At 38.2% G+C, this 13,643-nt stretch carries 7 protein-coding genes; 2 read left to right on the forward strand and 5 right to left on the reverse strand.

What is annotated here, in order from left to right; translation table 11 throughout:
• Positions 1–51: 51 nt before the first annotated feature.
• The 3 genes from PBV53_RS01120 to PBV53_RS01130 are packed head-to-tail and all read right to left on the reverse strand — an operon-like array spanning position 52 to position 7,348.
• The gene (locus tag PBV53_RS01120; RefSeq protein WP_270095349.1) at positions 52–3,702 is read right to left on the reverse strand and encodes a hypothetical protein; all 3,651 of its coding nucleotides are present in this window, start codon (positions 3,700–3,702) and stop codon (positions 52–54) included.
• A complete protein-coding gene (locus PBV53_RS01125; protein WP_270095350.1) occupies positions 3,609–4,565 on the reverse strand; it encodes a PglZ domain-containing protein in 957 nt (318 codons plus the stop codon). The genes PBV53_RS01120 and PBV53_RS01125 overlap by 94 nt, the downstream gene beginning before the upstream one ends.
• On the reverse strand, positions 4,562–7,348 hold the full coding sequence (locus tag PBV53_RS01130) for a DUF499 family protein (protein WP_270095351.1): 2,787 nt from the start codon (positions 7,346–7,348) through the stop codon (positions 4,562–4,564). Before PBV53_RS01130 ends, PBV53_RS01125 begins: the two co-directional genes overlap by 4 nt.
• 1,760 nt (positions 7,349–9,108) lie before the next feature.
• Between PBV53_RS01130 and PBV53_RS01135 the strand changes: the two genes are divergently transcribed.
• Positions 9,109–9,867: a hypothetical protein gene (locus PBV53_RS01135; protein ID WP_270095352.1), complete on the forward strand. Its 759-nt coding sequence runs from the start codon at positions 9,109–9,111 to the stop codon at positions 9,865–9,867.
• Between the two features lie 182 nt (positions 9,868–10,049).
• On the opposite strand, the gene PBV53_RS01140 is transcribed toward PBV53_RS01135, so the two are convergent.
• Positions 10,050–10,688: a recombinase family protein gene (locus PBV53_RS01140; RefSeq protein ID WP_270095353.1), complete on the reverse strand. Its 639-nt coding sequence runs from the start codon at positions 10,686–10,688 to the stop codon at positions 10,050–10,052.
• Positions 10,689–10,994: 306 nt separating this feature from the next.
• Between PBV53_RS01140 and PBV53_RS01145 the strand changes: the two genes are divergently transcribed.
• A complete protein-coding gene (locus tag PBV53_RS01145; protein WP_270095354.1) occupies positions 10,995–11,780 on the forward strand; it encodes an Abi-alpha family protein in 786 nt (261 codons plus the stop codon).
• A 134-nt stretch (positions 11,781–11,914) separates the two neighbouring features.
• Here PBV53_RS01145 and PBV53_RS01150 read toward each other — a convergent pair whose 3' ends face one another.
• Positions 11,915–12,868 carry a hypothetical protein gene (locus PBV53_RS01150; RefSeq protein WP_270095355.1) on the reverse strand — a complete coding sequence of 318 codons (954 nt, stop codon included), beginning with the start codon at positions 12,866–12,868 and terminating at the stop codon, positions 11,915–11,917.
• Positions 12,869–13,643 lie beyond the last annotated feature (775 nt).

Consider the following 13,643-nt stretch of genomic DNA (forward strand, 5'->3'; position numbering starts at 1 on the left):
TATGGCACAAAATAATTCTGGTTTTAGTTTTAATATCATCATTTTCAGCCATTATTCATTCTCCTCCAGATAATCAAACAGGGTTGGCTGGACATTGACCTGCTTATCTTTGTGGGTGCGCCAGTGCTCGACTAGTTGTAGTGCTGTTTGTGCAGATTTCCGTATCTCCATTGAATCTCCCACCTTTAGATACCACTTCAGGATATCATCCACTGATTTTTTAATCCGGAAATTGGGATTATTCAGTTCATTCTCAATCTTCACACCTGAATTTTGGAATGCTACACCAATCAGGAAATGGGCCTGGTCAAGGTCGGTCTTGATGACTTTTCGGTTGCGACCAGGTCCTGTGAAGTAAGCAAACCTATCGCTAATTGGAACCACATGCACTACTTTACCTTCCACACGAATCCAGCCACGAGATTCCAGATCACTCTGACTGGCACCAGTGCCTCGCAGGGTTTTGTGGAGTTCGTCACGGGGAATTTCCGTATTATTACGGAAAATGCGCAGGTATAGCCTGCTTGCAGGTTCGGCAATATCTGGCGGATGCTGAGTTCCCGTTTTATCAGTATCCTCAATCAGGTCATCCAGAAGCTGGTTGATACCAAGCAATGCATCATGCACCTCCAACACCTCCCCCTCACCTGTGAAAACCTTTCCATAATGGCGGCTGTAGAATTCCAGCGATTTGCCACGCAGAATGACGCGCAGGTCGGATTCAGGCAGTCCCTTGCCATGTGTATGTTCCAGCAATTCCTTGAGTTGCTGGGCCTCGGATTTGACCCAGCGGCGCATCTTCGCCCAGCTTATTGGCTCCACATCACCTAGCCTTTTCCGACAGACATGTATAATATCGTATTCAATCTTTTTAGAACCGAAAGCGGCATTAGTATCATCCCCTTTTGTTTCATCACTAAGAACAGGATATGTAGAAATTAGGACATATCCAGCATCGAAAAGTGCCTTAAGAATGTCAATCCACGCATTGTCTTCATTGTGATGGAAGGTAAAGGCCATAATGCCGCCGTCTTTGAGCAGTCGGCCTGCTTCTGCCCAGCATGCGCTCAGCGTCTGGCAGTAGAAATCCGAGGATGGTTTCGGCCGGTAAAATGGGTTTGGATAATTTTCATTAAATTCTTCGTCACCACTCAAGTCCCGAATCTGCTTAAGATGCTTTGCTTCAATGAATATTGATTTTTCGTAATTTTCTCTGTCATCAGGGTGTTGGGCAGGGTCATCAATGGCTTGGAGTGCTTTTGGGGTGAATTCTGGCTTGAAATACTCTCCCTCTGGTAGCCCTACATACCATTTCTGCAAAGGAATTCGTAGCCAAACATAGAAGAAATCGGCCATATCGGCATAAAATAGGTTGTTACCAAACGGTGGATCAGTGATAACGAGATCAAAATTTTCATCACCCAAAATAGTTAAATCGGTAGATGAGCCACAATATTGTTCACAACCAGGAACAAGTGGATCACCGGGGTTACACTTATCTGATTTAACTTTTCCATTGTCTATAACGACGAGTTCCCAAGGATCACTACACCATTCCATTGCCTTCACTACTTTATCTGAAGAAGATGCCCAGTTGCCTCGCCCAAGATTAGAAAATACCGAATTTTCGACAACTTGCATCTTAATGTGAAAATTTGGATTAGAAAACATAGGTTCAATCTTGTCAGCAATTGAATTCCAGAACACGAACATATTTTGATTTCGCAGGTATTGCTGGAATGTACCTAACGCCTGTTCACGCACATCCAGTGGCCAAGATTCTTCTGGTGCCTCCATGATTGCTTTGAGCAAGTGAGTATGAACCAGAAGCTGTCGAGGGTTGAACATTTTCCACCAATGTGTGTACCCTCTTTTTGTTAGGTTGCCTTTTTGAACATGAGTTTCCCATGCAAATGGCAGCTCAGAGCGAGGCCAATAATTGTTCAGGTCTTTTTCTCGACGATTTGTCCATTCTGTTTCAGCGGCATTGAGACGCCTGATGTCTTCGATGGTAGGTATTTTGAAGTAACGACCGCCATAGTTGAAACCTTCGGCATTGCACTGTGGACAATGACATTGTAATGTGTAAGGAAATACAGGTGAGTGATGTTGTGCCTCACGCTCAGTCGAAGCAAAATCTGCTGGGCGACCACAATTTCCGCAGGTGAAAGTAGCTTTCTTCGGCACAGTTCCCCGTTTCGTATCAATCACTATGCCATCAAGAAGTTCCACCTCATCTGGTAGAGATTCACCTCGTACCTCTATAATAGACAGATTATCCATTCTTCGCTCGAACCATTGAGCAGAATCAACAGCTGAAGCGCCAGCCCAGCCACCCAATTCTTTATCACCATCAAAGCCAGATGTTCCTTTAATCCACTCAGGATGTATGAGCAAAGCCATCTCTACCTTTTTTTTCTGGATTTCAAAATCCTTCTTTTTACGCGCAGATGCCTTAAGATTCGATTTGGCATGTCTTTCGAGAATACGGGCCACTCGCTTTCCTGCAAATCCGCCACATGCCGGGCACCGTAGGCCCGGTTCATCATCAACTTGTTCCTTTAGTGCCCACATCCGTTCAATTGTATCAGCACTTTTACCTTTGTCGTAATCCTTCAAAATTTGTGCAAAATCCTGAGTCATTTCAGTAAAAGGCATTTCTTCCTTCAGCACCACACGCTCAGATTCAGGTGCCATACGGGTCTCACCCAACTCGGCATGGAATGTCTGATTACAATCAGGGCATGTTAGCTCGATATAAGATGTGGACAGTTTTTTTACAGCCACCACAGGATTGCGGAAAATCGGTGTGCGATGCCCACAACCCTCTACCTGACATGGACCGTGCTTGGCCCAGAATGTGTAGATTATCTCAGGTCCCTCCCAGCGGTAACGGCTACGTGTTTCTGGCTCAAGTTCCAGAGGATCGATATCGACAGGTTCACCAGTCTGCACGTCTAGCCAGCGACCTTCATGCCCACGCGGGCAAGTGGTGGTATAAAAGGGCTGAATCTGTGGTTTAACCTCGGCTTCAATGTGGTCAAATAGTGCCTGCACCTGTTCGGGATTGCTACACGCAAGTTCATTTTTCACAACAAGCCAGGCAACCGGATTGAGATCTATACCAGTCATCTGCATACCAAGGCGGGAACCTTCTACTAGGGTGGTACCGCCTCCCATGAACGGGTCCAACACTCGCAACTTCTTGAAGGAACCTGCCTTCTGGTGGTTACAATAATAATGCTCCCACACTTTTTTGGCAGCCTCATTTGGGTCGTCTGGCGCTTCGGTAGCTGCAGCAATCAGCATGGAGCGAAAAACACTTGACCGTCTTCTTGCCCACCATTTCGACATTTGGTATATTGGTTTTCCAGCATTACCTTCCAGATTGGACAGGGCATTGATGTGAGCTATGGGGAAATCTGCTTCAAGACAAGTCAATTTGCGGTTTGGATTAGAAAAATCTGGTACTGGTAGTCGGATAGCTTTGCCAAGCTTTTCGGGAAGAAAATCGGCCATCTTGTCAGCCGTTGTCTTGTTTTTTATTTTATTTTTTAGAGCACTGTTAGGCTCCGCTACGTTTCCATCTAATTTTGTTTGATTACTATTCATAATGATGGCAACTCCATATAAGGCACGGCAACTTCCAGAAGACTCATTCCGCCATGGCTGATTTGCGGAAATCCACTCTGGATTTTCCATTTGCGCTGCCCTAAAACAACATGCTGGTTGTTTTCAGTCATGACAATAGGAGGCATGAACTGGTTTTGCCATGGATTGGCTGCGGCTTTATTTCGGGATGCACCAAAAGTTTTTCTAAGAATCTCTACAGCATGTTTGTCAATTACCTCAGATGAGAATAATTTGCTGACTGCATAACCGTGATCAGAGGTTATAACAAGTTTGCGCCCCTGGCGCAATTTGTTTATGAAATTCCAGAAACCATCACCAAGCAGTTCCTTGGAGACTATTTTTTCGATTTCATGATTCTTGTTTTGCATGTGAATAAGGTCATCCAACCAGCTGTGCCAGATAAACAGATTTGGGTTTGATGGCACAGCGCAGTCTTCAAAAGGAATGCTGAAAACATCGGTGTAAACGCTTTTATCGAAAAGCTTGAAAGTACCGGGTTTTTTATCATTTGCCAGCGTGCTCCGTGAAGACAGATTCAATGCTTTAGCGAATTGATTAGTGGTAGAAGGACATTCCGAACCAGTAACTTTCACCCCAGAAATTTCAATATTATGCTTTTTGGCTCCGTCAAGGAGTAAAGGAAGCTCCCTAAGCGACAAAGCATCTAGAATCAATACTGCTTGACCATTGGACGCTGAATCTCCACACCATTCCCCAAGAGCTGCCGAAGTAAGCTTTGCCCGCTTTGGATAGGCTTCCCAGAGATCCCATGCTGCTTCCGAAAGCAAACGATCTGGAATGACCGTTTGTTCATGTAAAGCAGCAGGAGACCGGATGTTTTGAGCAAGATCCAACATAGCATCGAAAATCTTTTCCCATGCATCAGCCTTAGATGGTGTATCAAGAATGATGGAGGGCCAATCTGCACTCATTGCTCATCTCCTTCCTTGTAAGTGATTTCCAGCTTAGCTTTGAAAGTGGACGGAATGCGTTGCAAAATCTGTTTGATCTGTTGTGCTGTCATCCCAATGAGCTCTATTTTGGCTGAATCAATGGTATGAGTTGAAGCAATGCCCCATTTTTCAAAATTCCCCATAAGATTAATACCAGTTGCCTCTTCGTCAGACTGCTTGGTTCGAGTTATTGCTACTGTTGTTGCTGGTAGTGTTGGTATTTTTTTGATGTTTACCGAACCATTATTTACTGCATCATCGCCCCCACCAAACGGTGTCACTTCAACAGCTTGACTTCCTGGAGGATCTATTGAAGTGTTTCCTCCAGTTTGTTCTTTGGGTGCGATTGTGGTACCTCCAATAGCTCCTGGAAGTCCGAGTTCAACTTGCCGCATCTCTTGACCAGTTCGGAAGGCTTTTTGATTAACATAACGAAGCGCATCACTATCCGATTGGTCTTCAGGACGTCGTCCAATCCAGGTTCCAGCCACATTAAGTATAATATCTCCCTGGGCAACAATATCCAAAATGCGTTCATATATCTTTGTCTCTCCGAGGAAGGGGATGGCTTCACCTGTATTGGGAACTGGTGGGTTGGTGAGATCATCCACCAGTGATCCGACAAAATTGGAGTCCTTTGCTTGTTGAACTACAAATGTCTTAAAATCCTCCGGTTCAAAAAGGTTGGAGAGAATTTTTGATTCTACATCACCAGGTATCTCTTCACCTTCTTTATATATTTTTTCGATATGGAATACACAATTTTTAGGATTTTGAAAATCCCACTTATGCAGAATCGCAAATCGATTAAAACGGTTTTTCAGACTACTTCGCAAAGGATTGTCAAACCCGTGGTGTAAGGCACGGTAGGTTGTGTCCCCACCCCATGCTTCACGGGAACAGAGATAACTACAACGTGTCAAATGGATTAATTCCTTGTCATTGTAGAGCCCTTCTGTACCACTTTTCAAAAGTAGAAACCGAACAGTATTGTGGCGAATCTGCACATGTTTGACAAGCCAAGTACCAAGACAGGCGTTGATATCTGCATTGCTGTCCCCTATTTTTTCGGGGATAACCAGCAACACTGGTTGATTCCATTTGGCAGGCATATCAGCTTCGTTGATAACTTCACTCCAGGGGTCATCTTTCCATTTTGTCCCAAGAACAATCACTCTGGAAGTCTGCTGTTTATTTTCAGGAACAAATATACTCCGCAAAGTTTTACGGATGTGCTCGATATCTTTTCCCGGATGAACTGTCTGACCAGTGTCAGTGTCTGCACCTACTTGCCACAGTTTATCATTTTTAGCGAATGCACGTACCTTGGAGCGCGGATTCTCATGGAGGCCGAACCAGAAAGCTCCTCTAGGCTCCTCGCTTGTATGTATGTTTACACTATTTTCAACCAAGAGCGTAATCTCTGCCTGAAAAGCATTATCATCTATCACATGTTGACTGGTGATATCAAGATGCAGCTCAGCAGGTGTTCCACCTATGTTTTTGCCTGGAGACATTGAGCGCATCCAAATTGAGCTGACAAGTTCACGGGCATCGGGAACTTCTACCCCTGCCTCTCTGACGGTTTCCAGATTATGCTGAGCAATTTCTCTTAGTTTTTCTTGGCCTGCCTGATTGGCAATGGAATCAACAAGTGTCTGAACTTCTTCTGAATCACCATCGACATAGAAATGTGCCGGGGTAATAATTGGTGTATAATTTCCATGACTTCGATATACATGAGCAAGGATACGAATCATGTCACGTGTTTCTTGGGCTACCTGGGAAAGCAGAATGTGGTCTTCCAAAAGTTCAATCAGTTCCGGGCTAAAAGGCCAGCATTCAAATACCTCTTGCCGTTTTTGATCCTTTTCAGATTCTGATTTATTGGGATGAAGAAGACGAAAACGTTCACTTGCATAAACGTTTGCAGTAGCTTGGATGTCGCAATCTGGAATATTCCTTCTGTTCTCGAAGAGGCGATGCAAAAGAAGTCTCTTACGGTCTTGTTTTGCTGTATTGCCTCTAAAGTCAATCAGCACAGGACCTTGGCGATGAATCTGTTGGAAAGCCTCATTATTGTTGTTCAGAAGAGAGGTTACGAAAATAAGAATCTTTGGACTATCCTTAGCTATTTCTGAAAGATTTTGGACAAAATTAAAAGCCCATTGTCGAAGCATGAATCCTGTTTTCGGATCTATCTCAGGCAAACCGGTAATCCAGGTCTGAAATTCATCAAGAATCAAACATGTGGGGCAGTCCTCAAACATTTCTTCGAGCAATGACCGGGGTGGATATGATTGTTCCATACCCTCGAACTTCCCTCGGTAGAAGTCTCCCTTAGGGTGGCGATCGAAAAGGAGATTCCACAGTAAAGGATATTCATTATTTTGCACGGGTTCGGAGATGGGAAAGAATCCTTGAACCATCTTGAAATTTTTCATTTCGCTATCATCGAGTTTTTCTCCCCACTCATATAACCAACTCTCAACAGTACTAGGAGAGTTGATTGCATGGTGCATAACAGCCATTATATGAGATTTACCACGTCCTCGGTCGCCCATTAAAACGATGGGGCTTCCACTTCGTTTGCTGCCTATGGCTTTGAGAGCAGTTTGTATATCTGCTGTAGGGTAAGTAATGGACAGAATATAATTTGCGGATTTTTGTACAGCACCTTGATTGTCGGAAGTGCACAAAGAAATTGCTGTGCCAGGCATCTGTGCTCCAAGGAATTCATCTCTTAACTTAAGATTAAGCATGGTAATCTCCTGTTGATTCATATTTATATGTATATTCAATAGTTATCTTTCTTATAGTACCTTTTATTTTAGTGTAGTACCACCAAAATATGGCTAACAATCAACTTAATCTCTTTGTCATTTATATTCCCTTGGTACACATCAACAATTATTTATGTTTCTCTCTAGCATCAGTATCCTATATTTAAATTCTACCACCTTATTTGTTTTTCCAATTCGATTATAATAATATTTAATCAGTATATTCTATGAATATTTATATCTTCTGATTTTGTGGTACTGTTAAGATTCTTGCATTGTTATAAACAGCAATATCATCTATTATGAAAATCCCTATTATAATTATACTAAGTAAAGTTGCCAACGTGGTATTTGATGAGAGGGATAGAATCATTAAGATCAAACCAACTAGATATAATGCAGGTAATAATAATTTATAGTATAATCTTTTGAAAGGTTGTCTGAATTGTGGATTATCTATAAGTTCCGATTGCCACAGGCTCCTTATTTACGTTGCGTCTCCAATGACAATTACGACCTTTGCTTCAGGCTTGAGGACTTCCTTTCACTTAGAAGAGCATTCACACATGTCTTCGAAGGCACAGTCTAAAGGATTCTACAAATTGTTCCTATTCGTAGTATTATAGACTGCTCCGCATTCACTCTAACATCGAAGCAAAGCGGGTAGATTTTGCTTCCATAACATTGATGACAAAGATCTCTGAAAAACAAAGTTCGCATGTGGAACCAACTGAGCAAACGTTACCTTAATTTTGATTCTGGCAGTGTTGTGCAAACTCTTTTTCTCAGACTATATGGAAAGATCCGAGCATCTCCTCAAGATTCACTTGATTTGATATTCTTACCGCTTTGTTACAGAACCTCTATCATATTCCAAACACTTCGCTCATTTCCAATTTAAATTCTTAAAACGTCTTTCACTTCATCAGCCAAATCATGTTTACATGGTTGGTATCTTCAGTACCATACATAGAGAAGTAAATTTATTCAAAATCAAAAAGTAAGAAATCTGAAGCTATAATCATTGCAGACTTTTGGATCTTTTGTTTTTCAAATCCATGCTTAGAATATTAAGAAGGCATTAGGACTTCTGTAGTCCAGTATTAAATTGTTGATGTTTTGTAACACTTAAAAATCAATAGTTTCCTCTATGTCCAATTATTTTCAACAATTCCGCATTTTTCAGCAGGTGTTCTTTTATGCTTTATACCTTTTTATACTAATTCGCCATGTCCTCTACATAAGTTTAAATAGTCCATGGCATCTGTAGAATTTACGAGTGAGCGGTGGACCTCGTCACCGTTTTGGTTCTCTACGGTAAAATATGATACTTGGGTGGTCTTGTAGGTTAACTGCATTAATTCACCAAGTGTGAGTTTGTCGTCCAAGATATGAACAAAGTAGGGTTCAGAGGTAACATAATCAAGCTCAAAGAAAGTGGTGACAAGACCACCTGTTTTTTGATAGTAGAAATTGATGAATGCTATTTTATTATTATAATTTTTGTGTGGCAATTTAACGTATATTAAAGTATATATAGAAAATTGTAAATTATCATGAATAGTTTATGCTAACAGTCCATATAAAAAATAAAAGTCAATAAAGGAGATCTCACAATAAATATTATAACCTTATACTATTCAATTGGTCTTTTAGTAGTAATCTTTATTTTTTGGTTTATTGCATATATTTCATGCATCTGTTTGCTATGGCCTGCATTATCTTATGGGGTTTCAAAAATGAATGATTTTATTAAAAGAAATAAAGAATTCTCATACAAAATTGCAAATGGAGTTATCATAACTATTTTTGCAACATTTGTAGCATTAATAGTAGTAATACTGACATCGATATTAAATAAAATGTACACAGTGGATCCGTTAGATACATCTGGATCTTTAAGTGTATATATTAATGCGTTTATTGCAGCTGCTACTTTTTTGTATGTAACTTATACTTATCGTGCAATTCAACAGTCGGAACATAGCATTAAACAAACATCTGTAATACAACAAATGGGCAATATAGAAAAAAAACTTGAAAACATGTATTATCCCCTAAAACATGTTTTAAATAATGATTTCAAAATAAACTACGATAGTAATTCAACCTATATAACATTAGAATCCACTGATATTTTAAAAATCAAAGCAAATTTAGCTAAAATAAATAAATTTTCACATTTAGCTTCAGATGATTTAAATTTAAAATTAGAAGATTTCCTATCTTATTTTGAACCGAATTCAGCTATTTTAAAAAGAAGACACCATCAGATGTTGACTAGTCAAATTTCAAGAGAAACTGACGATAGAATGATCGGAAATCTAATGTTTAGCCGTACAATATTGTTGATTCCAGAAGATGAACAGTACTTAATGCACCATATAGTACAAAATAAAGAGAAGATTAGCAAATTATATGATGAAATTGTAGACAAAGTAAATGAGGATATAACCTATTACAAAAGAAGCCTTGCAGAGCTAAACAAGAAACTTTAATCAATTTAATGTTAAATTGTCTTTAGTTTATGAAAAAATGGTTTTGTAGAAATCCTTTATGGTTACAACAATTAAACTATAGTACTAGGATTTCCACAAAGCCGAAATATGATAAAAAAGGGAAACAAATAATGGGTCTTAACAATTATTAAAATATTTGTCATAAAACAATAATTTAATAATTAATGTTCTTCCTTTTTCCACTCTCCATTTTCGTATACATACCCATAATTTATCAATCTATTTGTAATAGTTGATGCAGTGACCCCAAAATATTTCCCACATGCATTTGCTGATAAACCTTTTTCGATAAGCTCTTCGAGTTTCTTACTAGGAATTTCTTTCTTTGGTCTGTGACAAATAACCCCTCTTTGTTCCGCAGCTCTTCGCCCAGCTGTCATTCTTTCATTAATGATGGATCTTTCAAATTCCGCAAATGAAGCCATTATCTGTAATGTCAACTTTCCCATTGCAGAAGATGTATCAATTGGCTGGCTTGTTGCTGCAAAGGATACACAATATGACTCAAGCTTTTCAACACTGACGAGACAATCGATTATGGACCTAGCAAATCGGTCAATCTTTGTTACAAGCAGAATTTGGAATTTGCCATCCTCTGCATCTTGCATTATATTCTGAAAGGCAGGTCTCTCAGTGTCTTTACCTGAAAATCCAAAATCGATATATTCCTCATGAACAACCCAACCTTTTGAGTGACAATAATTTCGGAGTTCTTGTCTTTGCAAATGTATCGAATCCTGTTGATTGTCTGTTGAAGTTCGAATGTAAAGCCCAGCTTTTTTTATAGTATTATTTTTCATTTTAAATCAACTCTTTTTTTATTTTCAAGAAGATTATATATTTCTGAATGCATATATATATTTTGTTTGTAATATTAAAAAGCTGAAGCTTAATAAATAGAAAAAGGATGGGAAAAAGGAATATTTCTGGTGTTCCGGGAACAAATAGGAGCTGTTTGTTCAGTTGAAGCTAGATAAATGAATAAAGAAACGATTTGACCAGGTTAATCTTCCTAGTGTTCGATGCAGTGAAAGCTGTTGGTTCCTGAATCCCGTTTGCGTGATTAAAGATATTGTTAAGTATAATCAAATCTTCAAATTGTATTCATGGACTCATACGATGAAACAGTTAAAACTGCTGGTGAAGTTGCTAAATTGGCTACAAAATCGCTTGATGTCGTTGGTCAATTTGGTGGTTTTCTCTCGAAGATTTTTGGAACTCCTGCCAAAGATGCCTATGGTATTGTAGGAGATCAAATTGATTTCATCCAATGGGAAAGACGCACTAGGATGGTGGAAATAGTAAATCAGTATCATGAAAAAAAAGGCTTTCCTCCAGTAAGACCGATTTCTCCTAAATTTGCAATTCCCATGATTATGAATGCAGGTCTGGAAGAGGATGATGATTTGCAGGATATTTGGTGTAGACTTATTGCGAATAGTATGGATGCAAATTTTGATTTTGAAATCAGATATGCTTTCATTGAAATGATAAAAAGTCTTTCATCTTTAGATGCTCAAATTTTGAGTCTTGTTTATCGCGGTGCATCAAAGTATTCCTCTATACCATCAAGGAATTTTGCTGAAGATGATGATGTTTTTGACAATGAAACTGATTATGTTGTTCGTAAAGAACGTATGCAATCTTATTTCATGAGCAAAGTAGTTATTAAACATAAATTGGGCTGCACAGGCGAATTATTAGATGTTTCTATTCATAATTTGCTTAGAGTCCAATGCTTAAATGATTCTTCCTTAGAAGATGCACTTTCTGCTTTCGAGACTATTGATGATTTTGATGATTTTGGTGACCTTAATCTTATGGTTCCGAGGGGGTATTATAGTCTTACCCCTTTAGGAATAGTATTTGTTGAAGCGTGCATAATTATGTGACTTACTAAAGGGTTACTGAATCAATCCCCAAAGCCACAAAAAACCAGAATTTTATTTTATTTTTTTGGCTACAACAACACTATTAATTGACACAAAAACCAGAATGCCAAATATTTTCATATAATTCTTAATTGTCAAAATATCATCACTTTTGGTTTCAACATTTTGTCACTCTCGACAGTGATACTATTCTTCCCTAATTTAGTAATTTTAAAATGATATCTCAATATATCTTTATCTTTTAATGGTGCCTTTGCATGTTTTCTCTCTTGCTCACGTTTAAATTCAGCATGACTCAAGATCTCAACACTGCCCCTGTTAAATAGTGTTTTTCCACTCAGCAAAATCGGTAACATATTTTGATATTTTCTGAAAAAATCACCGGTCAGATACACTTTGCTATCATAGAAGCGTTTGCATAGCTTATAGCGAGATTCAGCAAGTTTCTTATGGTTATTTTCACTTTTAAGTAATTGTTGCGATTTACGTTTTGATTGATTACCTTCAGATGCAGATTCTTGCTTTAGTTGCATTGTAACAACAGGCTTTTGTATATCCATCAACTCAATTTCTAAATCAGAAATTCTCTTATCTTTTTCACCAAGCAATTTTCTTAATTTTTTGACTTCTTCGGAACTATCCTGGCCTTCGTAATTTTTATCGTTACTTGAAACAAAGTTACTTGGCTTTGAATGAGCCTCCTGAACTACAGCAATTCCACCTTCAAATAATCCTTTGCTACGTATTTTGTTATCAACAGCTTGGTTAAACAATTCTTTATTATTGAGAATTACATCCACCATTTCAACTGCAATCGGGTTTGCTTGACTCATTACTAATGCATCGAACTTTTCTTTATTGATATTTGGATTTTTAGCGTGTTCTATGCCTTTTGGAGACGTTAATTGATAATGAAATGGCTGTTTTTGTCCTTTTTTAATGATGTATCCTCGCTTTCGCAGATTTACAAGTTCAACCTTGAATGACTGATAATTTTCATATGGAATTGATTCGAAGATAGCTCTACTAGTGTTATTTCCTGTTAGTATTGATTTCAAAATTAATCCTTTCAATTGACAATCTTTCATTTTCTTGATATTATCACCTTTTAGATTTGATAGGTTAACACTAACTGTTAACCCTCATATTTAAATTGTTTTGAAATTATATAAACATTCTCAATATTTCATATGGTTAATTCCGAGAAAAAGCAACAGGATCCCTCAAGAGTTTATTGATATGTTTTGTAAAATCTCAATAAATAATAGAAGTAACAATGTTCTTTAGAAATCTAGTAGTAATAATCATAATATTAATTTTCACTTAAAAGTAGAGGAATGTTGTCTATGAAATATACTAGGTGATTCAATCATAATAGATCTAACAAGTGTATTAAGTATACAAAATATACGAGATTACAAGATAGTAAAACTCTAATTTTCTAATTAAAATAGTAGTCAACGCCTGGAATCAAAAAATTGGTGGCATATTACCCCATAGTCAAGAGATCATTTAGAAGGCAATAAATGTACCCTTTTAACCCAAAATGCTCTTAAAACTGCTCTAAATTGCTTTGAACTAAAATTAATAGGTAAGATATCGATCAAAGTGATTACTCAATAATATTCGTAAATATCACAACTTCTTGAAACTGAACAAATAATACGGATTCAAGTATACCACTAATGATTGCAACAAGAATAAATCATTTTCAAAATTATACCACTTTTTCTGGAAATATACCACTGTTTTGAAATCAAAAAATGAAATAACGATGTTTAATTATCCCACTAATACCACTTATACCACTAAAAAGATAATAAAATATAAAAAAAGGTTAATTTTAGTTTTTGCAATCGATGA

Origin of the sequence: Methanococcoides alaskense, assembly GCF_027594145.1 — an archaeon.
Taxonomy (GTDB): Archaea; Halobacteriota; Methanosarcinia; order Methanosarcinales; family Methanosarcinaceae; genus Methanococcoides; species Methanococcoides alaskense.